Below are 24,408 nucleotides of genomic sequence, written 5' to 3'. Positions count from 1 at the left end.
GTAATGCGACAAATTAGGTGCGGATACTAACTATGCTATTGCGTAGATACCGTGAGTGAGATCCCACGGCTTTTTATTCAGTAGTAGAAATTTAAAACAATATGAACTTCTAAGGGATGACTCACAGTGAATTCATGTTGTGTGTTGATGAATTTGATTTTCAGTATCAAATATATTGTTAAAAACAGATCGAAAAGGCAGTTGAAATGACAACAGTAGTCGCCAATAACCTAGATACAATGACTTTTCCCTTACACGGTGCAAGATTGATTGAAGCTTCTGCGGGTACAGGGAAAACCTTTACAATCGCAGGGTTATACCTTCGTTTGCTGCTTGGACATGGTGAATTAGTCGATGGGGAAGAGACATGTCACTCTGAGCGACTGACGGTTGATCAAATTCTCGTGGTGACCTTTACAGAGGCGGCGACCGCTGAACTTCGTGATCGTATCAGAGCGAGAATTCACGATGCTCGTATTGCCTTTTCACGCAGTCAAAGTGATGATCCGGTAATCAAACCGTTATTGGCTGCGATAAGCGATCACCCTAAAGCGGCAAAGATACTGCTCCAAGCTGAAAGGCAGATGGATGAAGCGGCCGTGTTTACTATTCACGGCTTTTGCCAACGAATGCTGACTCAAAACGCATTCGAATCGGGCAGTCGATTTAACAATGAATTTGTGACTGATGAAAGCCAGTTGAAAGCACAAGTCGTTGCCGATTATTGGCGTCGTCAGTTCTATCCTCTATCTCTGAATCTTGCCAGCGAAGTGCGCAATATTTGGGGCTCACCATCGGCATTGCTTGGTGATGTGAGTAACTACTTAACGGGCGTACCATTAGAGTTGTCGGTTAGCGCGATGTCGGGAGACCTTGCGGATTTACATCAACAAAATCTAGAAGAAATTGATCAACTTAAAGCCTTGTGGCGAGAGTCAGAAGGGGATTTTCTTGCTCTAATTTCAGGTTCAGACATTAATAAACGCAGTTACACTAAAAAATCACTCCCGACTTGGTTAGAAGCCATTTCGGTATGGGCGAACAGTGAAACGAATGACTATTCCATTCCAGATAAGCTTGAGAAGTTTGCTCAAAATACGTTAATCGAGAAAACCCCTAAAGGTAATGCCCCTGAACATGCGGTATTTGCTGCTATTGAACACTTTTTGGCGAACCCTGCTGATTTGAAAGCACCTCTATTAGCTCATGCGATTTTGCACTGTCGAGATATGTTGGCAGCGGCTAAACAGAAGCAGCAACTGCTCTCATTTGATGATTTGTTGACTCAGTTGTCAGCCGCGATTGATAGCGACGAGCAACAGTTGCTGGTGGAGCGTATCCGCAGCTTATACCCCGTTGCGATGATCGATGAATTCCAAGATACCGACCCTCTGCAATACAGTATCTTTAGCCGTATCTACCTCGATAACCCTGAATGTGGGCTGTTTATGATCGGCGACCCTAAGCAAGCGATATACGGTTTCCGTGGTGCTGATATCTTTACCTATATCAAAGCGAGAAATCAGGTAAAACAGCATTACACGCTGGGCACAAACTGGCGATCCAGTGCCGACATGGTCAGTGCTGTTAATCAGGTATTTCAAGCCTCTGACAGCCCGTTTATGTACGATCAAGATATTCCGTTCTTACCTGTGAATGCAAGTCCCGGAGCCGATCAAAGAGCGTGGTATTTAAACGGCGAAAAGCAGCAGGCGATGAGTTACTGGATCCAAGAAGCTGAAGACAAGCCCTTGCCAAAAGGTGAATACCACCAAGCGATGAGTGAAGCGACGGCGAGCCAGATCCAAACGATTCTAACCGCAGCGCAGCATGAGAAAGCTTACCTTGTGACGTCGAAAGGTCAAAAACCAGTACAAGCTGGCAATATTGCGGTGCTTGTAAGAACGGGAACGGAAGGGCGCTTGATCCGAGATGCCTTAGCCAAACAAGGCATTGCGAGTGTTTACCTTTCTAACCGTGATAGCGTTTTTGTCAGTGGTATCGCGCAAGATGTACAGCGTTTACTGCAAGCTGTACTCACCCCCGAAAATGACAGAGCACTACGAGCGAGTTTAGCGTCAGAGCTCTTTGCTTTAGATGCCGCGAAGTTAGACGAACTCAATAACGATGAAGTCGTGTGGGAAAACGCGATTAATGAATTCCGAGAATACCGTCAGCTATGGATTCAACGTGGCGTGCTGCCTATGCTCCGTAGTGTGATGAGTAAGCGTCATATCGCTGAGCGCCTGCTAGAAGAAGAAAATGGTGAGCGAACTCTGACCGACTTAATGCATATGGGCGAGCTATTGCAACAAGCTAGCCAAGAGATGGATAGCGATTATGGTTTGCTTCGCTGGCTTGCCGAGTCTGTATCTGATGCGGTTAATGGGTTGAGCAGTGGCAGTGATGATGACATTCAGCGTTTAGAATCCGAACGTAATTTAGTGCAAATCGTGACGATCCATAAATCAAAAGGACTGGAGTATGATTTAGTCTTTTTACCTTTCGTGAGTAGCTATCGAGAAGCAAGCGAAGGTAAATATTATGATCAGCAAGCAGATAAAACGATTTTAGATATAACAGGTAATAAAGCGGCTCTGGCTCAAGCAGACAAAGAGCGTTTAGCTGAAGATCTACGCTTGATCTACGTTGCGTTAACTCGTGCCGTTTATGCCTGTTTTATCGGAATGGCACCCTTGAGAAAAGGTCGCTCGACGAAAGAGCCTACCGGTGTCCATTTGAGTGCCATGGGCTACTTGATTCAAAATGGTGAAGAGCTTGGCATTTCAGATCTAACCAAGAGAGTTGAAACCTTAACCCACGCAAATTCAGCCATTGCCTTGGAAGCTTTGCCACAAGCTCATGATTCACTTTATGTGGCTCAAGAAGTTGATGCCGTAGATCTCATCGCTAGTGAACTTAATAACCCTATTGATCGAGGGTGGAGAATCACCAGCTATTCCGGTTTGGTGAAACAAAGCAGTCATGCATCTCATGGCTCTTTTGGTGATACTCAAGACGTGAATTTACATGATACCGCGCTTGAATCTGCGGGGTTTGATATTGACTCGGCCGATGAACAGGACGAGTTGGAAGTGCTTGAGCCACAGCGTTCAATCTTTACTTTCCCGCGTGGTGCGAGGCCCGGTACTTTTCTGCATACCTTATTTGAAGAGGTTGAATTTACTCAACCCGCAACGTCAGATGCCAATACACAAGTCATCCTACAGCTCTTAGAAAGTGAGCAGTATGAGTTGGAGTGGCTTCCTGTGTTGCAAACGCTGGTGGACACTGTGCTTAACGCTCAGCTAGACGGCAAACAGATGAAATTAAATGAGAAAACCCCAGCTCAACGTTTAGTTGAAATGGAGTTCCTATTACCTATTGAAGTGTTAACGTCTTCTGGATTGAATCGAGTCATACAGCGTCATGATCCGCTTTCTGCTAAAGCGGGAGATCTGGGTTTTCAAACCGTAAGAGGTATGTTGAAAGGCTTTATTGATTTAGTGTTTGAACACCAAGGTAAATATTACGTATTGGACTGGAAATCCAACCATCTTGGCGATGGTGTTGGGGCGTATCATGGTGAAAACTTGAAAGCGGCAATGGCGGATCATCGCTACGATCTTCAGTATCAAATTTATGCCCTTGCTCTACATCGTTTTTTACGCAGTCGCATTGCCGATTATCGCTATGACACACATTTTGGTGGCGTGTATTACCTGTTTTTGCGAGGCATTGATGGTAATTCAGATAATGGTATTTTTTCAGCGAAGCCAAGTGTCGAGTTGTTGGATGAAATGGATAAATTAATTGATGGTCAGGCAATTGAAAGCCGGACGACGAACCAAGGTCAAATGGAGTTACTGTAATGATTGTAGAGACCAACTCTATTGAACCAAGTGAAAGTCACCTGCCACTCTTCAGTGAGGTTAGTTCGCTGTTGGATGTGCTCAAAGCTTTGAGTGTTAAGGGAACCTTACGCCAAATCGATTATCAGTTTGCGCGTTTTATCGCTTCTCAAGTGGAAATCAATGCGGATGAAATAGGCTTTATTGCAGGGATCGTTAGCCATGAGCTAGGTAAAGGGCATATCTGTATTCAGCTCAATTCTGAGCAAGGGGGTATGAATGATTTTGCCTCAATGCTTGGCTTATATGGCGATACGGCAAGGGCTCTTAACCAAACCCTGCTCAGCGTTAATTGGAATGCTCTACTAGAACAATCTGCCGTGGTTGGTAAGGAAGGGCAAGCCGTTCCATTAATGTTGGATGATGGACGCTTATACCTGCATCGTTACTGGAATTATGAATCTTTTTTGGCAGAAACCTTATCGAAACTGAGTAAGCCTGTCGATTTGAGTGGTGTGCAATTGGGTCAACTGACGAAAACGCTTAGCCATCTTTTCGCTCGTAGCTATCATTTTTTATATAAGGATTTGGTGAAAGCGAGCAAGGACGGTAAGAGCACTCAAGTGTTAAGACAGCAATTAGTGTGCGATCACCTGGATGTCGTTTCGAGTGAAAATTTGGATTGGCCTGCTATAGACCAAATACTCGTATCGGCCCAAAAAACTCAACATCTTAATGAATTAGAACGCCTTGTTCCCGAAGCGTTTTGTCTCAACTGGCAGAAAGTTGCAGCAGCAGTCGCGTTAACAAGGCGCTTTGCTGTGATCTCTGGTGGCCCCGGTACAGGCAAAACCACAACGGTAACTAAACTATTAGCGGCACTGGTTGAGCAAGCTCAGGCTCAGTTGGAAGACGGTGGTTTAATGCCCACCATTAAGTTGGTTGCACCGACGGGCAAAGCAGCGGCTCGCCTTACTGAATCTATCGGTAAAGCGGTGGCTGAACTACCACTCGACCCATTAGTTAAAAAACACATCCCAACAGAATCGAGCACGTTGCATCGATTACTCGGGGCGATCCCAAATCGTGCGGAGTTTCGTCATCACCGTCATAATCACCTACACGTCGATATCTTGGTGGTCGATGAAGCTTCTATGGTCGATTTGCCTATGATGTTCAAATTGCTCGATGCGCTTCCTTCAGATGCTCGTTTGATTCTACTTGGAGATAAAGATCAACTCTCATCGGTGGAAGCGGGGGCGGTATTAGGTGATATTTGCTCATTTAATGATTATGGTTTTAGCCAAGCTCAAAGCAAATCTCTGGCTCAGTTAACGGGGTATCAAACATTAGCCAGCAGCAGAGTCGAAAATAGCATTGATGCGCCTATTTGCGACAGCCTATGCATGTTACAGAAAAGCTATCGTTTCGATGCTCGTTCAGGTATTGGTCAATTAGCGAAAGCGATTAATACCGGAAAAGCACAGCAAGTAGAATCGGTATTGACCAAAGGATTCAATGATATTCAGCACTACCCCTTATCGGCTGACAACTACAATCAAATGATTACCACGTTAGTCGCGAACTATCGTCATTATCTTGATCGAATTAGTCATAATAAGGTGGATGAGGTAACCGATAAGCGAGAGACTCAGGAACAGAAAGCTCTAGCTGTGTTGGCACTATTTAGCCAATGCCGCCTGTTGTGTGCTATCCGAGAGGGTGATTTTGGTGTTACAGGCTTGAATCAAAGGATTGAAACAAGATTAGCGGCAAGGCGATTGATTCAGACCAACGATGAGCTTTGGTATGTGGGTAGACCCGTCATGGTGACACGTAATGATCACGGCCTTGGGTTATATAACGGTGATATTGGTATTTGTATGCTGGATGACAGTGAATCAGAACCTCGATTAAAAGTGTATTTTGAGCTTCCAGATGGCAGTGTGAAATCGGTATTACCAAGCCGAGTACCAGAACACGAAACCGCTTATGCGATGACCATCCATAAATCTCAAGGCAGTGAATTTGAACTTACCGTGATGATTCTGCCACCGGATTTTAGCCCTATTCTTACACGAGAATTGATCTATACCGGAGTGACGCGAGCAAAAAAAGAGCTCATGCTATTTGCAGATTTATCGGTGTTGAAGCGTGGAATAAAAATAAAAACAGAGCGAGTGAGTGGTTTAGTTCAGCGGCTGAAAGTCAAAGGCTAGTGTTTTGGTCGATGATAGGGGAAGGTCAGTCGGTGTTAATAACCATCCATGGCTATAGATATTAAATTGAAATTGATAATGGACTTATAAATCGACGGTATGAAATACACGAGTGAAGGACACACTCTTAATGTTGTATTGCTTTTGATAGTTCATTATCAAAGATTTAAGGTTGTCATTGGTAGGGAATACACAATGAACGTCTAAGTCTTCAAGAAAGTGGTTTTCGGCCATATCCCAAAAACTTTGGATAGAATTACAAATAATAGTTCTCATAGGTGTCAGCTCTTTTTATGTCGACGTTGTGGTGATTTTTATTAGATATATCACCGTACTATGAGCAATCCATGCAGAACCCAAGTTAATGGGTGGGCTAATCCAACCAAAAAATGTGAAGTATATCTCACAAAATTTGAGTGAATTCTATACAACTTTTACTATGAATGATAGTGCGTAATGAATAAAAGCATGAAAAATCATGCTTTATCATTAATGTTCACTTTTTGATGGTTTTTATTTTTTATTTAATATTTTCAAACTCTTAGTGATAATATTTTGGATTTTCGTTGATAGTTATAAAGGTCTTGTTTTTCCATAGGTAAAGCATCAACACCTATTTCGTAGAACCCTTGCTCCCTGAACCAGTGCAAACTATGGGTGGTGAGTACAAAAATGTGATGAATATTCTTCGCTTTAGATTGCTGTTTCATGAAATCAAGCAGCATCAGCCCTTTTTTACCGTCTCGATAATCTGGGTGAATCGCAACGCAAGCCATTTCAGCCATATGTTCATGGGGATAAGCATAAAGTGCAGCACAGCCAATAATTAAGCCATCTTTTTCGATGATCGTGAAACGGTGGATCTCTTGTTCTAATTGCTCTCTTGAGCGACGGACGAGAATACCTTGCTCCTCTAGAGGACGTATCAACCCTAAGATACCGCCAATATCATCAATATTCGCCTGACGAACTTGTTCCGCGCTTGCCATTACAACTTGAGTTCCAATGCCATCAAGAGAGAAAAGTTCTTGAATCAGAGCACCATCATCTTTATAGCTAATTAAGTGGCAACGAGAAACGCCCGCTCGACAGGCCGATACTGATCCTTTAAGAAATCGCAATGTTCCAGAGCTGTTATCTTGAGATTGGTCAACACTGTCATTAATCGAATGCAGTATGTTCTCAGCATCACTTGGAAAGATTTCGGCAACGGCTTCACCATTTTTATCGATGACGCCTTGGTTGGAGCAAAAGCCGATAAGTTTGTCTGCTTTTAGTCGAATGGCCACTTGAGTTGCTAACTCTTCAGAAGACAAATTGAATGACTCTCCAGTGACGGAACTCGCGATAGGGCCGAGCAGTACGATTGAACCTTGATCCAGCATGCGATTGATCCCTTGCGAATCAATACGACGTATGCGTCCGCTATGGCAAAAATCAACACCATCATCGATACCAAGAGGTTGAGCGGTGACAAAGTTACCACTGACCACATTGAGTTGAGTTCCTGCCATTGGTGTATTGTTTAAGCTCATGGAGAGACGAGCTGTAATCGTCAGTTGCAGTTGTCCGGCTGCTTGCATAACTAAACCAAGCGCATGTTCGTCAGTGACGCGGATATTATTATGGTATGGCGTTGTATAGTTTTGAGCTTCCAGAACCTGATTGATTTGTGGCCTTGCTCCATGGACTAAGACAATTTTCACACCCAAGCTATGAAGTAAGGCAATATCATTGATTATATTGCCGAAGTTTTTATCAGCGACAGCTTCACCGCCTAACATAATGACCATCGTTTTATTTCGATGAGCGTTTACATAAGGTGTGGATTGGCGGAACCCTTTCACTAAAGCGGTGCTTCTAATTTTCACGCATATTACCAGTGTGGTTATTTATGCTAAAATAATGGCTTTTTATTCAAGTGTGAGCAAGTGTTTTTTTGGAATGAAAAGCAAAGAAATAAACAGAATGACTGCATATAAAGTTGGTTTGTATTAAATTAGTATAAGTTAAGGTTTATAGTGAAAACAAAAATGGCTAAAACGATCCGAAAAAGCAAAGTAGATAAAATTATCGACAATTTATATCCAGATACAGGGTCAGCTGAATTTCACGCAAAAAGAAGGCGTAAAATAGCAGAGCGTACTCTGATGTTGTTGGCGATTATTGGCACCATTTCAGTCATGAGTTTATATAGCGACCTTATTGAACGTTTGATTATCCCTGAAGTGGATAAAAGTTTAGTCTACGGAATGTGGACAGAGAAAGATGTCGCCAGTTACGCTCAAGACAAGTTTATCGTTGGGAGTGGTGGCATTTCCGTAAATGGCGCTATTGTCGCGACAGATTTTGATTTCGATGGTCGCTACTTAGAGTATGTGAGAGGTGGGAAATCATTAAAATATAAATTTTCAGGTCAAGATTATTCGGAGATGAAGTTGGTCTCTCCTGCCCATTATAGCCCTACTTTTACTCGACGAACGATGGGTTCTAAAGCCTCAAATGGTATACGCCCCTCTTATTAAGTAAAACTCTGATTGAGATTTTGAAAAGAGTTTGTCATTCTCTGGGCATCAAACCTTTTGGATGACTACTGTGATAAAAAAAATCATTCCTGCAGCGGCGTTATTATTTCTCTTTGGCTGCGCACAACCGACTGATCGGGCTCAACAATATTTAGATAGCGAATTTGAAGCCGATCTTAATAAAGTTGAAGTCATAGAGTCTAATCAACCTCGTGATTTTACGGCTTTTTCAAAGCAAGCTGAGCAAGTGGTGACCCTTTCACCTTCTATGGCTAAAATTTACCAACCTCTATACGAGCAACTTGAGGCGTGGGCTCTCCAAAGTGGCGATCCAAGCGATTTGGCTAATTTTGGCATTCAAACGGCTCAACTCGGCGGTGGTGATAGCCAAGGTAATGTGTTGTTTACAGGGTATTTTTCTCCAGTTATTGAATTACGCCATGAGGCTAATGAAGAGTATCAGTATCCGGTATATGGACAACCAGAATGTACGGATACCTGCCCAACACGTGCTCAAATTTATGCTGGAGCGCTAAATGGGCAAGGTTTGGAATTGGGCTATGCCTCAAATCTCATCGACCCATTTATTATGGAAGTTCAAGGAAGCGGCTTTGTTCATTTTGGTGATGACGATACGCTAGAGTACTTCGCTTATGCTGGTAAAAATAATCGCGCCTACGTGAGTATTGGGCGAGTATTGATTGAACGTGAGCAGGTTGCCCGTGAAAATATGTCTCTTAAAGCCATTAAAGAGTGGGTATTGGCAAATGAACCTGACGTTGTGCGTGAACTCCTTGAACAAAATCCTTCGTATGTATTCTTTTCCCCTAAAGCGGCAGCCCCAGTAACGGGAAGTGCCGGTATTCCATTACTCCCAATGGCGTCAGTTGCTGGTGATCGTTCTATTTTCCCTATGGGAACGCCTATTTTAGCGGAAGTTCCACTGTTAAATGCGGATGGAACTTGGAGTGGTGCTCATCAACTACGCTTACTCCTAGTATTAGATACAGGGGGCGCGGTGAAGCAAAATCACTTAGATTTATACCATGGTATGGGGCCAAGAGCGGGAACGGACGCTGGGCATTACAAACATTTTGGTCGAGTTTGGAAGCTCGGTTTAGAGGGGAGTGCAACGCAAGCACCTTGGGCTCTTCCTCCAGAAAAAATACAATAGTTGTACTCTAGAGAGCTTATTTATCGCGGTTGAATCTTTGCGGTTTGCTAAGCCTAGACATTTCCAGAAAGAGTGCGTATAAAACGCACTCTTCTTTTTCTATCGATTAAAATTAGGGTGCATTCATGCGCGAATTAACCGAACCAGCTTCTGAAAATTATGATCAACGCTTTGGTGGAACACGCCGACTATATGGTAATAGCGAAGTCGAAATTTTACGTGCAGCACATGTGTGTGTTATTGGTATCGGTGGTGTCGGTTCGTGGGCGGTAGAAGCATTGGCTCGTACAGGCGTGGGTGAATTGACTCTGATTGATATGGACGATGTTTGTGTTACGAATATCAACCGTCAAATTCATGCAATGTCAGGCACGGTAGGGCAGAGTAAAATTGAAGTCATGGCGGAACGCGTAAAACTGATCAACCCTGAATGTAAGATCAACTTGATCGATGACTTTATTGGCCCAGATAACCAAGCCGAGTATCTCAGTAAGGATTTTGATTACGTACTTGATGCGATTGATAGCGTCAAAGCAAAAGCCTCTTTATTAGCTTATTGTAAGAGTAATAAAATCAAAGTGATTACGATTGGTGGCGCTGGCGGCCAAACGGATCCGACTCAAATTAAAGTGGCAGATCTTACCAAAACGATTCAAGATCCTTTAGCGAAAAAAATTAAAGATACGCTGCGTCGTCATCATAATTTCACTAAAAATCCAGCGCGTAAATTTGGTATTGATTGCGTCTTTTCAACTGAGCAACTGAAATACCCTCAAGCAGATGGTTCTGTGTGTGGTGTTAAGGCTACAGCGGAAGGGCCGAAACGTATGGATTGTGCGAGTGGGTTTGGCGCTGCAACTGTCGTCACTGCATCATTTGGTTTTGTTGCTGTATCTCGAATTGTCGAAAAACTGATTCAGAAACACCGAAAATAATTAGGAATTCGTAATGTCACCATTTCAAGCTTCGCCATTTGGTACTGAAATTAGCGCCGAGATGATCGTTGAAACGATGCAAAAATTTCACGGCTGGGAAGATCGCTATCGTCAGGTTATTCAATGGGGCAAATTGCTACCGAAAATATCTGAAGAGCTTAAAAGCGATCAAGTGACCGTTTCTGGGTGTGAAAGTACAGTTTGGTTGGTCAGTCAGCAAGTTGATGGCTACTGGTTTTTCTGTGCAGATTCCGATGCTCGAATTGTTCGAGGGCTTATTGCGTTAGTGATGGCGGCATTTGATGGAAAAACGGCTCAACAAATACAGGTGTTTGATGTCGATGATTACTTCAATAAAATTGGATTAATTGCTCATTTAAGCCCTTCCAGAGGGAATGGTTTAAAAGCGATTGTTGAGCAGATAAAACAGCTTGCTAGTTAAGGGATGACTTATTGAGTTTTGCACAGAGACTCTGCTATTTTCAGCGAATTATTTGCAGCAATTTGAACTCAAATGTGCTCTAATACCGCGCTTACCAAGGGATGGTGTTAAAAATACTCAGCTTAGATGGAGTTATCAAAGTTGACGAATCCCTTAATTATCCCTAGGAATAAAAAGAACATGTCTAAGAATAAAAAATACGATATCCGTACTACTGAAAAACGTACAGGTTGGACTGCTGAAATCACTCGCCAAGTGACTTCTCGCCGTGTAACTGTATCAAAACGTGAAATGGGTTTTGAAACTGAAGCGCTAGCGATTGAGTGGGCAGAGAAAGAGCTTGAAGGCTTTGTTAAAAACCAAGCAGAACGTAATGAACGTAAAGGCGAGCAGCGTAAAGCAGCAGAAGAACGTGCTGAAAAACGTAAAGCGGCCGATCTCCTTGCTAAGCAACGTAAAGAAGCTGAACAAGAGCAAGAAGACTAATTTTTAATAAGACAAAATCCCAACTAAGATTTTGTCTTTAAGAAAACTGAGCATGTAGCTTTAGTGACTGTTTAACCTCAAGGTTTTTCAGTTTTAGAGACTTATTACTTTCAGGTTTTTCTTACTTCCAGAAACGGCTTACTTCCAGAAATAGCTTACTTTCAGAAACGGCTTAGTTTTCTTGAACAAAAGGCATCGATAATATATCGGTGCCTTTTTCGTTTTGGATCATCATCTTTTGTGACTATTTAATGGGGCTAACTGTTTGAAATTATCTGGCCTGTGGTGAGCGGTTCATAATCAAGATCAATCACCTCCTCAAGGTAGTTCTCGACCGCTTGTTCTATCTCTTCATCATCTTGTTTAAAATAGGCCAAATGAAAAACCGCATCACCTTCATTCACGAGAGGAAGTGTCTGTTGTCCAATTACCACTCCGCCTTTATGAGCTTTAATTTCACACTCACTATGGCCTAGAGGCGAGCTAATATAAGCCAGAATTTGACCTTTCTCGACTTTTTCGCCTAATGTTACCACTGTTCTCAAAATACCATCGCTACCTGCGCGAACCCAACTGGTTGATTTTGCAATGATGGCAGTCGGAAGTTTTTTACGACTTGAACGTAGCATTCCAATGGATTGCATCACTTGCTGAATACCGATAAAACCAGCACTGATTGCAATTGGCTCAAAGCGTAAAGCTTCACCTGCCTCATAGGTGAGCACGGGAATACCGCATTTTTCGGCTTCACTTCTTAATGAACCATCACGTAGGGCTGAATCGATAATCACAGGAGTAGCAAAAGCTTGCGCAATACGCAGAGTTTCAGGGTTACTTAAGTTCGCGCGAATTTGCGGCAGGTTTGTTCTGTGTATTGCCCCGGTATGTAAATCAAGAATGTAGTCACATTTTTTGGCAACTTGATCAAAAAACGTGAAAGCCATGCGTGATGCAAGAGACCCATGCTCACTACCTGGAAAACAGCGATTTAAGTCGCGGCGATCTGGCAGGTAACGCGACTTATGGATGAAGCCAAATACGTTCACGATAGGCACGGTAATTAAGGTGCCTCGGAGTTTATTGGGGTCGATGGTATTAATTAGCTGTCTTACAATTTCGACGCCGTTAAGCTCATCACCATGTATCGCGGCATTGACCATTAAAGTGGGCCCTGCAAAGCGTCCGTTAATCACCTCAATTGGAATTGAGAGCGGTGAGTGGGTATAGAGCTTTGCAGCTTCTAGTTCGATCACTCGGCGTTGCCCTGGAGGAACCGTCTCATTTAATAAGTTAAAGGGTGTGTTTTTTTTCACTGCAACCATGCTATATGACTCATAAATTAACCAATGAACCAAATGTACCAACGGCCTCTTTATTGCACCAATGAATGATTTTTCTAGTGACGACAAAATAATTTAGTGAGTCGCAGAGTCATTTATCACATCACGGGGCTACTTCCAGCAGTTTGTCGGTAAACTTTCTCCTGTCGCTTTTAAGATCATTTTTTTATTGTTAGGTAAGCATGTATCTTGGTCTTGGCCTTTTGTCGATTGTGCCGTTGCAACGATGGAATAGGCCACGCTGGCTGAACTTACAACGTTAAAACTATATCTATCCGAATCGGATTCGCATAATAAACAGTGTCCCCCAGAGATAATAGTGCTCCAATCATAACTACCAGAATAGTGCTGCTCTAAAGAGAGTTGAATACGTGCCATGTCTGAAAGTGCTTGGCTACGGTGTGATTTTATGACGTGATTGGTATAGCTCGGGTAAGCGATCGCACTTAATACACCTATGATGGCAATGACAACTAATAATTCGATCAATGTCATCCCATTACCTGTTTTTTTGTAGTTATTACATGGATTTATTGGAATCATTTCTAAGCCTCTCTGGTTTTATTTTTCGCTATTTTTCGTTGGTGATAGCATCTCTGCAAGTCTTAATTACAGTGTATTGTTCATTACATAGGAATTTGGGAAATGCCTCGCGGGTTTACGTTATTAGAGCTGCTTATCTCTGTATCGGTGATGTCGATATTGTTGATGAGTGCGGCTCCAAGTTTTAGTTCTGTCACTCAAACCGTGAAAATGCAAAGGCTCGCCAGTGAGTTAAATGGTTTTATGCTGCAAGCAAAATCAGAAGCGGTGATGCGAAATAAGGATTTATGGGCACACTTCATTATGTCTGGCACAACCAACAGCACGGGAGATTGGAAGATTAAGCTATCAGAAAACGTGGCTCCCAATGTAGGCCCTGCGATTCTAATGTTGTCTGGAGAAGCTTATCGTAAGGTGGTTTTTTCGGTGAGCTATGGATCTAAACAGGTTAAGTTTAGTGGTATTCATGGGAAAGCGAAGAACGGCAATGTCACTCTATCTATAGGAACAAAAACGCTCAAACTAACCACTTACCAAGTATCTGGAAGAATGAGAATATGCGGAGTCGGAGGTGAGTATTATGGCTATCAAGCATGCAGTTAATTCATCTCAATTAGGTGCGACGTTGATTGAATTTATGATCGCTTCTCTTCTGGGAGTAATAGCCATTTCCATCATTGGGTCGGTATTTCTATCTGGGCAGAGAGTGGCGACTGAGAGGAGTAAAGAGTTACTCCTGTTGCAGCAAGTTTCTGGCGCATTACAGTACTTCAAGCAAGATATTCAGAGGGCGGGTTATGACGGTGGAGGTGGGCACTCATTAATGCTATCAGGTGCTGCCAATATACTGCACATATCGCCTGACTTTAAAACCGCCGCTTATGCTTATCAACATCAGACAAAAATTCGCAATGTGGCGTTTGTTTTTCAGTCCGGAATGATCAAAGTGTGCGATAGCCCATCGACGATTGTGAAAACCGTATCATCGGCAGTAACAGGCTGCTCTTCAATTTTTGAGCCAAATCAGATTAAAGTCACTGACTTCAGTGTGAAGAGTGATGTCATTGCGGGGCAAAAGAGTGCCTCGGGGCTTACCTCGATCGCTATGTCTGCAGAATTAGTGGGAGATCCACTGGTCAGCTATTCATCCAGCGTTGAAGTTCAGCAGAGGAATTGGCAATGATGAAACATCAACATGGTGCGATCACGCTGCTAATTACTAGTGTATTGCTGCTTTGTGCATTGATACTCACACTAGGCAGTTACCGTTCTGTTTTTTACCAGATCAAACGGGCGCAAAATGAAGTTGTTGCAAGACAGCAGCATTGGCAAGCTGAAGGGGGATTAGAGTGCGCTTTTACTAAGGTATATCAAGATAGAGATATGACACAGCTAACAGCCGCTGCCTCTGTTGGTTATTTTTCTACCCAATGCTCGTCACCTTTGAACTTACATCAGATTGTGTCTACACCGGTTATTGTCGGTAAAAGTTACCAGTTGTCCGCAAAGGTATTGAGTACTAGTGGTTCACACATTACCAAAACTCTGCGCTTCAAAAGTGATAAAGGTAAAGGTGCGATTCAAACCGAATCAAGCATTAAAATTATCGCAGATGCCAGTGTTGAGATTGCACCTGAGGTTAATGATGAAGTATTGAGCAATGGGGCGTTTGACTGCACAGCGATGAGGTTTAAAGACACGGTAGAATTTATTGCCAATGGAAATACTTTACAAACAACACTTCCGATTGATACTCCAGCAGACTTTACTGAGTGTAACGACTATACCTCTCTTTCTAGTAACGCCTTAATCACTCAAGCAGGTTCAGTGCCACTTGGGGCTTTTATGTCTGATTTCAAACATGATGCCGATATTGATACCTTCTATAACTACTTTGGCATGAAAAAAACGCCAGCGAATTTGGCATCAATCAAAGCGGACTATTTCCATATCGACCTCACCTCTGGCGGAAATTGTGCCACTTTAGTGAAGAGTGCATTTGATAATGGAAAAGAGAAAGTATGGGTGTATGGAGACTGCGTAATTTCGCCTAATTTATCTGTGGTGGATGGGGCAGGCGTGATCACACCTCGCTCATTGGTGGTTGAAAATGGTGTTTTTGTTACGTACGGAGCGAATGTTTTTGATGGCTCATTTTATCATATGGTCAATATGTCTATGTTTGATGATCCTGACACTTCGGGTACCGCTCTCGACCTTCTACCAGCGCACTGGGCTTCACTTACCTTACCTCCTGGTTTTGATATTTCACTGATTGAAGCCAATTCTATCTATATTGATACGGGTTCATTCTTTCCAAAAGGTGGAATTTTCCTCGACACTCCAAATGGGCTATCAACCATTAAAGGATCACTGAATTTAGACTTTACCAATAGCTATAACCCTTTCGATGAGCCATCAACTGTGGTTTGGCAAAGAGGATCTTGGCATGACTTCTAAACAGCAAGGTTTCAGTCTTATAGAAGTGTTAATTTCATTCTCATTGATTGGGATTGGTGCTTTGGGTTTGGTTAAACTCCAAGCTTATGTCGAACAGAAGGCCGATTTTGCAACTCACAGTGTTGAAGCGCTTTATTTAGCAGAAGAAAAACTAGAGTGGTTTCGAACTCGTGGGGCGTCAGATGCGTTGTCTACCATTACACCTGCAAATTTTGATTCTGATTTGGTAACAGGGATGGATGCTTCACACCCTTTTTATACTCTCAGCTGGTCTGTGCCTGCAATTTCGCTGTCTGGAGCATTAAAAACGATAGAAATAGAAGCACAGTGGCAAAATCGGTTTGGTGATAGTGAGTCGGTTAAGCTAACCACCATGATATCCAAATATAGTGAATTTGATTAATAGATGTCGTGAATGGTATTCAAGAGCCCTTATTTTCGGTGATTGTTCATTAAATGTCAGGTTATTACATATCGGTTAATTTCATGTGTATGAGTGTTGGTGGGTATTGTGTTTATTATGTTGTGCTATGTTGCTATTTTTGCAAAATATGTCTCCAATTATGACAAACAACCAGGATCTTATGCTTTTCAAGTTGTGTTTATTTAGAATAAAAAATATCAACGACCGTGATTATTACAATATTAGGTCGAATATACACAACCGCATAAATGGAGTTACGATGAGTAACCAAGCCGCACAATCTTCAGCGCCACAGCCTTCAGCACCACAGAAAGCAAGTGGTATGGATCGTTTTTTAAATACGATCGAAAGGGTCGGGAATAAGATCCCAGATCCAGCACTGCTTTTCTTCTGGGGTCTACTTATTGTTTGGGGGCTTTCAGCACTATTATCACAAGTACAATTTGATTTGATTCATCCAGTAACGAAGGATGCGGTTCAAGTTAAAAATCTACTAACGGGTGATTCTCTCGCAAACTTTTTAGCCACCATGGTGAAAAATTTCACTGGCTTTGCACCACTCGGTATCGTATTGGTTGCGATGCTCGGTGTGGGTGTTGCTGACTCTTCAGGCTTTATTCAAACCGGCCTTAAGAAAATGCTGAACTTTACGCCCGCGAAATTACTGACTCCAATGCTGATTCTTGTTGCGATAGTTTCGCACACGGCGGCAGATGCGGGTTATGTTCTGGTTATCCCTTTAGGTGGTATTATTTTCCACGCTGCGGGTCGTCATCCACTCGCGGGTATTGCTGCTGCTTTTGCTGGTGTATCTGGCGGATTTTCTGCGAACTTTATTCCATCGGGTATCGATCCTCTGTTGGCTGGTTTTACTCAAACCGCTGCACAAGTTCTGGACACGTCATATATTGTTAACCCATTGGCAAACATTTACTTTACAGGTCTTTCATCAATTTTAATCGTGCTTATCGGTTGGTATGTGACAGAAAAAATCATTGAACCACGTTTAGCGAATACTCCAGTTGATGATGATGCAGAAGAAGCACCAGATCTAGGCTCATTTACTGCGATTGAATCGAAAGCATTTAAATTTGCAGGTTGGGCAATGGTTGCTGGTATTGCGTTACTCATTGCACTTATCTACCCAGAAGATTCAGCTCTGCGCTCTCCTGATGGCGAAATCACCTCGTTCTCTGCACCAATCATGAAATCGATTGTGCCACTGATTTTTATTCTGTTTATTATTCCAGGGATCGTTTACGGACGTGTTTCGGGCACTTTTAAGAACAGTAATGATGTGATTAAAGCGATGTCTGAAACGATGGGGACAATGGGGGCGTACATGGTTATGTCGTTCTTCTGTGCTCAATTCTTGGTTGCATTCAGTCAATCGAACATTGGTACTATCCTGGCGATGTACGGTGCTGACTTCCTTAAAGCATTAGATCTTCCGGGCCAAATGACGGTCATCGGTATGATTTTGCTGACTGCTTTTGTTAACTTGCTGATTGGTTCGGCATCCGCTAAGTGGGCTCTTATTGGTCCTGTCTTGGTGCCAATGCTGATGGGCGTAGGTATTTCTCCTGAGTTATCACAAGCGGCATATCGTGTAGGTGATTCAGTATCGAACATTATCTCACCTCTAATGGTATTCTTCCCGCTCGTGGTGGTTTACTGCCAACGCTATGTTAAGACAACGGGTATCGGTACATTAGCATCATTGATGATGCCATTCTCTATTGCAATGCTGATTGGCTGGACTATTTTCCTACTGGCTTACTGGGCGTTAGGTATTCCTCTAGGCATCCAAGCGCCATACACTTATACAATGTAAGTGAAGCTAATCAGTCAATTGATCTGAAAATAAAAAGCCCGCTGTCATAAAATAGCGGGCTTTTTTAATTCTTACTTGTCGAAAAGTTTTAAGCGTTTAAGTGAACGGCATGGAATCGCAGGTGATCATCAATGAAGCTAGAAATAAAGTAATAGCTGTGATCGTACCCTGGCTGCATTCTTAGCTCTAACTCAGAGCCATGCTTTTGCGCTGCTGCTGATAAACGCTCAGGCATTAGTTGCTCGATAAGAAATCCATCCGCTTCCCCTTGATCGACCAAGATAGGAACAGGAGAACGCTGGCTTTTAAGTAGCTCAACCGCATCATACTTTTTCCAAGTTGTCGCATCTGAGCCTAAATAGTGACTGAAGGCTTTTTGTCCCCAAGGCGCTTTTGTTGGGTTAGATATCGGGCTAAAAGCTGAAATAGAACGGTATGATTCTGGATTATTAAGCGCAATCGTCAGAGCGCCATGTCCACCCATACTATGGCCAGAGATGGATTTTACCGATGATACCGGGAAGTTCGCTTCAATTAATGCTGGCAACTCACTGTTTACATAATCATACATGTGATAATGCTCATCCCATGGTGCTTGAGTCGCATTAAGGTAAAAGCCTGCCCCTAAACCAAAATCGTAAGCGCCTTCAGGATCATCAGGAACGCTTTCTCCTCGTGGGCTTGTATCGGGTGCTACAATCGCAATACCAAGCTCTGCCGCTGCTTTAAATGCTCCTGCTTTTTGCATGAAATTCTCATCGGTACAAGTTAATCCAGATAGCCAATATAAAACAGGGACGGGGTTTTCTTTGCTTGCATTTGGTGGAAGAAAAATAGCAAAGCGCATTGTGCAGCTTAGAGCTTCAGATGTATGGGTATATTGTTTATGCCAACCACCAGCAACCTTGGCTTGGCTAATGTTTTCGATTGTCATCTATTGTGCTCCGTTAGGTTGATGGTTTTGGGGAATAACATGTCTATATCATCTAAGTTTCACCACCCTCCGGGCAGGAGGTGGTGAAGACAGTTTGTTGCTTTTCATTCATAGCTTTGGCCCCGGCACCTAAGTATCGAGGCCAAGGTGGATTACTTATCCATATGCAGAACAGTACGGATAGACTCACCTTTGTGCATTAGGTCGAATGCTTCATTTACGTCTTGCAGACCCATAGTGTGAGTGATGAACTCTTGAAGACCAAATTCACCCGCCATGTAACGGTTAACGATTTCTGGAAGTTCTGAGCGGCCTTTAACACCACCAAAAGCAGAACCACGCCATACACGACCAGTCACGAGTTGGAATGGACGAGTTGCGATCTCTTGACCTGCACCCGCAACACCAATGATTACTGATTCGCCCCAACCTTTGTGGCAGCACTCAAGTGCTTGACGCATCACGTTTACGTTACCGATACACTCGAAAGAGTACTCAACACCACCATCTGTCATTTCAACGATAACGTCTTGGATTGGTTTGTCGAATTTAGTTGGGTTGATGCAGTCAGTCGCGCCAAGCTGTTTTGCTAGCTCGAATTTGCTCTCGTTGATATCAACACCGATGATGCGGTTAGCACCAGCCATGCGAGCACCAATGATTGCAGAAAGACCGATACCGCCTAGGCCGAATACAGCAACGTTGTCGCCTTTTTCAACTTTAGCTGTGTTCAATACAGCGCCCATACCCGTAGTTACACCACAACCTAGAAGACAAACTTCTTCAAGTGGTGCTTCTTTGCTTACTTTCGCTAGAGAGATTTCTGGAAGTACTGTGTACTCAGAGAAAGTAGAGCAACCCATGTAATGGAAAATTGTTTCGCCATTGATAGAAAAGCGGCTTGTACCGTCTGGCATTAGGCCTTTACCTTGCGTTTCACGAACAGCTTGGCATAGGTTAGTTTTACCAGATTTACAGAACTTACATTCGCCACATTCAGCAGTGTAAAGTGGGATAACGTGGTCGCCAATCTCAACACTTGTCACGCCTTCGCCGATCATCTCAACGATACCGCCACCTTCGTGACCAAGAATTGAAGGGAAGATACCTTCTGGATCGTCACCTGATAGTGTGAATGCATCAGTGTGACAAACACCAGTAGCAACGATACGAACTAAAACTTCACCAGCTTTAGGAAGTTGTACATCGACTTCTTCCATTTTTAGTGGTTCGCCAGCAGCCCAAGCGACCATAGCTTTAGATTTAATTGATGTTTGACCTGGTTTAATTTCAAGCGCCATTGGATGTTCCTTTTATCTAGTTATGTTGCGGTCGACTAAAGCGTAGTAAAGCTTTGAATGTTCCGCTTCTCGTTTTGTTGTGGCCAGTATATATATTTCTCATATGATGATAATCCAGTTAAAATGAAAATGATTTTTACGTATTTGTAATAATAAGTGGGGGGTAACATGGCGAATTGGGAAGGGGTGAGTGAATTTGTCGCCGTTGCGGAAGTTGAAAGCTTTACTGGCGCAGCAAAAAAATTGTCTACATCGGTTGCCCAGATCAGCCGAAGAGTTTCAGCTTTAGAAGAGAGGATAGCGGTAAAGTTACTTAATCGAACCACTCGACGCGTCTCCTTAACCGAAGCGGGGCAGCTTTATTATCAGCAATGTAAACAACTTGTCGAAGGGTTGGAGCTTGCTGAATTAGCGGTAACCCAGATGCAATCAACACCGAAAGGCTTGATTAAGGTGACAGCCCCTGTGACTTATGGCGAGAGACAATTAGCTCCGTTGCTCCATCAGTTTTTAGCTCAACACCCTCAGCTAGAGTTAGATCTCATCTTAACGAACCAGAAACTCGATTTGATCGAGCAAGGAGTTGATGTTGCGATTCGTTTAGGACGTTTGGAAGATTCGAGCTTGATAGCAAAACGCTTATCTGATCGTCAGCTTTATGTGTGCGCTACGCCAAGTTATCTTGCTCAATTTGGAGAACCTCATACTCTTTCAGAATTGTCTCGGCATCAATGTTTAGTGGGTTCATTTCCGCATTGGCGCTTTAAAGAGAAAAACCAGTCGAGAGCCATTCGAGTGCATAGCCGACTAAAATGTAATAGTGGGATTGCGCTGCTTGATGCGGCACTACAGCATTTAGGTATGATTCAACTGCCCGATTATTATGTACAAGAATATATGGATAGCGGTGAGCTTGTAGAGGTACTCTCCGATTATCGAGATGATAGAGAAGGGATTTGGGCTCTTTATCCGCAAAATAAAAACCTATCATCGAAAGTGCGATTACTCGTCGATTTTTTAGCAGATGCTTTATAATAACCAAAAATATGAATTGAGACTCTATAGTGGCGACTTTGAACCAAGACCATCCCTCCCAACCTGAATCACCGAATCATTTTACTGATCAAGATGAGAAGTTTATGCGTCGGGCCATTGAGCTCGCCTCAGTAGCCGAGGGGGAAGGGGAAGTACCTGTTGGGGCTGTGTTAGTGAAAGATGGCGTCATTATATCTGAAGGATGGAATCGTTCGATTGGTTGCCATGATGCGACCGCGCATGCTGAAGTTCAGACATTACGCCAAGCGGGAAAGAAATTAGAAAACTATCGCCTACTCGATACGACGTTGTACGTCACATTAGAACCTTGTCCAATGTGTGCTGGAGCGTTATTGCATAGCCGAGTTAAGCGGGTTGTATTTGGTGCGCCCGATCTTAAATCAGGTGCGGCAGGAACCGTATTAAATTTATTCGAAAGTCAGGCTTCGTATCATTACGCGGAAATAGAGTCGGGGCTATTAGAAGATCAGTGCCGTGAGCAATTACAAGCTTTCTTTAAAAGACGCAGAAAAGAGATTAAAGAGCAAAGGAAGGCAAAAAAAGCATTAGATGGTCAATGATGACTTGATGGATATTTGCAAACATCTCCCTGAGTCGATGTTTGCGATAGATATGATTCTTTGTTGATAGTTGTTTGAGGATGAATAGTTGATTGAATTTTTTATTAATTAAATATTATTCTACGAGCAGTTGTACAAATGCTCGGTTCCGCCAGATGATTTTCTTTTTATTATTCGACATCATGCGTTTACGGCGATTCGCTGATACGGTTTTATTAAGGCGCTGAGATAGCTTTCTTTTTGCTAGCATTGACGGCCTCCTACCTAATGGTGGGCTTAAAAATTTAAGCCTGACGTTAATATATCCCTAATGTTTTGGTTTAGGGGACTTTGATATCTCAATATATCGTTTTGCCACTATGTTATAGAAGCAAATTGTTACCGTTATATGAAGCTTGCCTAGTGATGTGACTCACATTTCTATGTATGAGTTGCAAAAGGGGAGTTTCAGCGTGCAATAAACATCCAGTTTTTGCACGCTGAAGTGATGTTGCTTAGCTTGCCTATTTCTCTGTGGTAGCGGTTTCTGGTGACTCTTCATCTGCTGAGTCGAGCGTCGAGATAGCCGCAGAACTCTCCGCGTCAAGCCTATCTGTTTCCTGTACTACAGGGCCGGGAATGACGACAAGATCATCGATGTTATTTTCTTGATCGATGATCTGTTGTTTGTCGATGTGACCAATAATACTTTGGTAATATCGGCGAATATTTTCGACATAGTTTCTCGCTTCATCACCACGCGCATATCCGTATCGAGTTGTGCTGAAGTATTTTTGCTGCCTTAATAGCGGCAAACTATCTTTTACATCCGCCCAAGCATTAGGGTCACCACCTTGTCTTTTCGTTAACCTTCGAGCGTCCATCATATGCCCATAACCGACATTATAGGAAGCAAGAGCGAACCAAATTTTCTCATGATCGGCGATAGAGTCGGGCACTCGGTCTACAATTCTACGGAGGTATTCAACGCCGCCACGTACCGATTCTTCAGGATCAAGTCGATTTGTCACACCGACACTTTTCGCTGTTGGCAGGGTTAGCATCATCATGCCGCGTACACCTGTTGGTGACTTAGCTTTCGGGTTCCAGTGAGATTCTTGATACGAGAGTGCCGCAATTAATCGCCAATCAAATTCAAGTGAATATTGCTGAAACAGAGGCGACCATTTTGGAAGTTTGGCATCTAAGGCACGAATAAAGGCGCGAGTGTCTACGTAGTCAAATGAACCTATATGGCCAAGGTATTTCTCTTCCAAACTCGCCAGTTCACCAGACTGTTTTAAATTGCCGAAAAACTCGATTAAAAGAGCATAAAGGCTTTCATCATCTGAGCGGCGCATATACCAAGAGATCGGTTGGTCTTCAGTTAACTCAAAGGCAAGTGCAAGATCGGGATACAATCGTTGCGATAATGAAAGCTCAACTGAATCAGCCATAGTGAATGGAATGCTACCTTCAGACACTTGTTTAAGTAGATCATTTACATCGGCATTGGTGTCAACGGTATACTCAAGATCTGGTTGTTTAGCTTTAATGTCAGCTAAGGTTTGTACAAAGTGTGAATCTTTAACAATCACTAATGAAGGCGTTGATTCAGGAGACGTAGTGTCGCCATCTTCTAGTATTTGTTGTTTAAGTTTTACCTGTTTATTGACTAACTGTTTGAGATTTCTTGGTCGCCATTGACCTTTTTTGTATACCATCTGTTGGCTAACATAATAGTATGCAGGGCCTGCTCTAAATTGACTTAAACGTTCAGGTGATTGACTTAAACCTGCGGCAATCATATCTATCTCACCACTTTTTAATGCAGGGAATAGGTTTGAAATTCGGTAAGCCGGCTTCATCTCTAGCTGTACACCTAATTGATCGGCAAATACGCGAGCAAGTTCGTAATCAAGTCCGGTAGGGCCATCGGGGCCAATGTAGTAAGACAATTGATTGTTGAGAGTTCCAACGCGTAAAACCCCACGCTCGCGAATCTTTTCTAATTCACTTTTAGGGTCTGAGTCTATTTGGCAGCCTGCAATTCCGACAGTGATCAGTATTAGAGAGAGCAAGCGCATTGGTAAGCTAATTATTAACTTTGGCATTAAATTTTCGTTCTCGTACTTTAACTTATGCCTTTATATCAAAGGGGCGCGATTAGGGATAGTTTGATTCATGCCGGATTAAGTAATAAGTGTCAAACTGAGGAATAAAGCATCAATACGAGATAAAAAAGGCGATGACGTAAAAAATAACGCAAACGGTTGCTTTTTGTGTTACTTCACAAAAAGAAATGCTTTATAATGCGCTCGCATTGAAGAGGTGGAATCGGCATA

22 protein-coding genes are annotated in these 24,408 nt (G+C 42.9%); 14 read left to right on the top strand and 8 right to left on the bottom strand.

Annotation, left to right across the window (positions count from 1 at the left end; translation table 11 throughout):
* The first annotated feature begins 206 nt into the window (after positions 1-206).
* Together recB and recD are read left to right on the top strand one after the other, a co-directional pair.
* Positions 207-3,872 carry an exodeoxyribonuclease V subunit beta gene (recB, locus tag L4C39_RS06535; protein ID WP_429745067.1) on the top strand — a complete coding sequence of 1,222 codons (3,666 nt, stop codon included), beginning with the start codon at positions 207-209 and terminating at the stop codon, positions 3,870-3,872.
* Complete coding sequence (recD, locus tag L4C39_RS06530) at positions 3,872-6,070, top strand: exodeoxyribonuclease V subunit alpha (protein WP_429745065.1); 2,199 nt, start codon at positions 3,872-3,874, stop codon at positions 6,068-6,070. Before recB ends, recD begins: the two co-directional genes overlap by 1 nt.
* Before the next feature lie 84 nt (positions 6,071-6,154).
* Here the strand turns inward: recD and L4C39_RS06525 are convergent, their stop codons facing one another.
* Together L4C39_RS06525 and argA are read right to left on the bottom strand one after the other, a co-directional pair.
* Positions 6,155-6,346 carry a hypothetical protein gene (locus tag L4C39_RS06525; protein ID WP_084654878.1) on the bottom strand — a complete coding sequence of 64 codons (192 nt, stop codon included), beginning with the start codon at positions 6,344-6,346 and terminating at the stop codon, positions 6,155-6,157.
* Positions 6,347-6,603: 257 nt separating this feature from the next.
* The gene (gene argA / locus L4C39_RS06520; protein WP_017054043.1) at positions 6,604-7,941 is read right to left on the bottom strand and encodes an amino-acid N-acetyltransferase; all 1,338 of its coding nucleotides are present in this window, start codon (positions 7,939-7,941) and stop codon (positions 6,604-6,606) included.
* A gap of 162 nt (positions 7,942-8,103) precedes the next feature.
* Between argA and L4C39_RS06515 the strand changes: the two genes are divergently transcribed.
* The 5 genes from L4C39_RS06515 to L4C39_RS06495 all read left to right on the top strand — a co-directional run bounded on the left by L4C39_RS06515 (position 8,104) and on the right by L4C39_RS06495 (position 11,632).
* Positions 8,104-8,595, top strand: a complete 492-nt coding sequence (locus L4C39_RS06515; RefSeq protein ID WP_113799104.1) for a DUF2850 domain-containing protein — start codon at positions 8,104-8,106, stop codon at positions 8,593-8,595.
* 61 nt (positions 8,596-8,656) lie between these two features.
* Positions 8,657-9,769 (top strand): murein transglycosylase A, encoded by a 1,113-nt coding sequence (gene mltA / locus L4C39_RS06510; RefSeq protein ID WP_170961661.1) that lies wholly within the window; start codon positions 8,657-8,659, stop codon positions 9,767-9,769.
* Between the two features lie 125 nt (positions 9,770-9,894).
* Positions 9,895-10,704, top strand: coding sequence for a tRNA cyclic N6-threonylcarbamoyladenosine(37) synthase TcdA (gene tcdA / locus L4C39_RS06505; protein WP_136995512.1), 810 nt, complete (start codon positions 9,895-9,897; stop codon positions 10,702-10,704).
* 13 nt (positions 10,705-10,717) lie between these two features.
* Complete coding sequence (gene csdE / locus L4C39_RS06500; protein WP_261888925.1) at positions 10,718-11,146, top strand: cysteine desulfurase sulfur acceptor subunit CsdE; 429 nt, start codon at positions 10,718-10,720, stop codon at positions 11,144-11,146.
* Positions 11,147-11,326: 180 nt separating this feature from the next.
* A complete protein-coding gene (locus L4C39_RS06495) occupies positions 11,327-11,632 on the top strand; it encodes a DUF3622 domain-containing protein (protein ID WP_113799100.1) in 306 nt (101 codons plus the stop codon).
* Positions 11,633-11,889: 257 nt separating this feature from the next.
* Here the strand turns inward: L4C39_RS06495 and L4C39_RS06490 are convergent, their stop codons facing one another.
* Positions 11,890-12,954: a succinylglutamate desuccinylase/aspartoacylase family protein gene (locus L4C39_RS06490; protein WP_429745062.1), complete on the bottom strand. Its 1,065-nt coding sequence runs from the start codon at positions 12,952-12,954 to the stop codon at positions 11,890-11,892.
* A 129-nt stretch (positions 12,955-13,083) separates the two neighbouring features.
* Positions 13,084-13,515, bottom strand: coding sequence for a type IV pilin protein (locus L4C39_RS06485; RefSeq protein WP_171755970.1), 432 nt, complete (start codon positions 13,513-13,515; stop codon positions 13,084-13,086).
* Between the two features lie 102 nt (positions 13,516-13,617).
* Between L4C39_RS06485 and L4C39_RS06480 the strand changes: the two genes are divergently transcribed.
* From L4C39_RS06480 to L4C39_RS06460, 5 genes are all read left to right on the top strand, one after another.
* Positions 13,618-14,118 carry a GspH/FimT family pseudopilin gene (locus tag L4C39_RS06480; protein ID WP_429745060.1) on the top strand — a complete coding sequence of 167 codons (501 nt, stop codon included), beginning with the start codon at positions 13,618-13,620 and terminating at the stop codon, positions 14,116-14,118.
* Positions 14,096-14,698 carry a hypothetical protein gene (locus L4C39_RS06475; RefSeq protein ID WP_017054034.1) on the top strand — a complete coding sequence of 201 codons (603 nt, stop codon included), beginning with the start codon at positions 14,096-14,098 and terminating at the stop codon, positions 14,696-14,698. The genes L4C39_RS06480 and L4C39_RS06475 overlap by 23 nt, the downstream gene beginning before the upstream one ends.
* Positions 14,695-15,975: a hypothetical protein gene (locus L4C39_RS06470; protein WP_429745058.1), complete on the top strand. Its 1,281-nt coding sequence runs from the start codon at positions 14,695-14,697 to the stop codon at positions 15,973-15,975. The genes L4C39_RS06475 and L4C39_RS06470 overlap by 4 nt, the downstream gene beginning before the upstream one ends.
* The gene (locus L4C39_RS06465) at positions 15,965-16,378 is read left to right on the top strand and encodes a type IV pilus modification PilV family protein (RefSeq protein WP_429745056.1); all 414 of its coding nucleotides are present in this window, start codon (positions 15,965-15,967) and stop codon (positions 16,376-16,378) included. Before L4C39_RS06470 ends, L4C39_RS06465 begins: the two co-directional genes overlap by 11 nt.
* A gap of 280 nt (positions 16,379-16,658) precedes the next feature.
* Complete coding sequence (locus L4C39_RS06460; RefSeq protein WP_113799088.1) at positions 16,659-18,233, top strand: AbgT family transporter; 1,575 nt, start codon at positions 16,659-16,661, stop codon at positions 18,231-18,233.
* A gap of 88 nt (positions 18,234-18,321) precedes the next feature.
* Here L4C39_RS06460 and fghA read toward each other — a convergent pair whose 3' ends face one another.
* Together fghA and L4C39_RS06450 are read right to left on the bottom strand one after the other, a co-directional pair.
* On the bottom strand, positions 18,322-19,167 hold the full coding sequence (gene fghA, locus L4C39_RS06455) for an S-formylglutathione hydrolase (protein ID WP_171755973.1): 846 nt from the start codon (positions 19,165-19,167) through the stop codon (positions 18,322-18,324).
* Positions 19,168-19,319: 152 nt separating this feature from the next.
* Positions 19,320-20,468, bottom strand: a complete 1,149-nt coding sequence (locus L4C39_RS06450; RefSeq protein WP_017054029.1) for an S-(hydroxymethyl)glutathione dehydrogenase/class III alcohol dehydrogenase — start codon at positions 20,466-20,468, stop codon at positions 19,320-19,322.
* Between the two features lie 168 nt (positions 20,469-20,636).
* Between L4C39_RS06450 and L4C39_RS06445 the strand changes: the two genes are divergently transcribed.
* Both L4C39_RS06445 and tadA read left to right on the top strand, forming a co-directional pair.
* Positions 20,637-21,503, top strand: a complete 867-nt coding sequence (locus L4C39_RS06445; protein ID WP_017054028.1) for a LysR family transcriptional regulator — start codon at positions 20,637-20,639, stop codon at positions 21,501-21,503.
* Positions 21,504-21,532: 29 nt separating this feature from the next.
* Positions 21,533-22,084, top strand: coding sequence for a tRNA adenosine(34) deaminase TadA (gene tadA, locus L4C39_RS06440; RefSeq protein WP_017054027.1), 552 nt, complete (start codon positions 21,533-21,535; stop codon positions 22,082-22,084).
* A 115-nt stretch (positions 22,085-22,199) separates the two neighbouring features.
* Here the strand turns inward: tadA and L4C39_RS06435 are convergent, their stop codons facing one another.
* Positions 22,200-22,334 carry a hypothetical protein gene (locus L4C39_RS06435; protein ID WP_017054026.1) on the bottom strand — a complete coding sequence of 45 codons (135 nt, stop codon included), beginning with the start codon at positions 22,332-22,334 and terminating at the stop codon, positions 22,200-22,202.
* A gap of 253 nt (positions 22,335-22,587) precedes the next feature.
* Positions 22,588-24,177 (bottom strand): membrane-bound lytic murein transglycosylase MltF, encoded by a 1,590-nt coding sequence (mltF, locus tag L4C39_RS06430; protein WP_429745052.1) that lies wholly within the window; start codon positions 24,175-24,177, stop codon positions 22,588-22,590.
* Positions 24,178-24,408: the final 231 nt, after the last annotated feature.

This window comes from Vibrio clamense, assembly GCF_050337905.1.
GTDB classification, from domain to species: domain Bacteria; phylum Pseudomonadota; class Gammaproteobacteria; order Enterobacterales; family Vibrionaceae; genus Vibrio; species Vibrio cortegadensis.
Note: the sequence above shows the minus strand (reverse complement) of the source record. Positions and strands in the feature narration are given on the sequence as shown.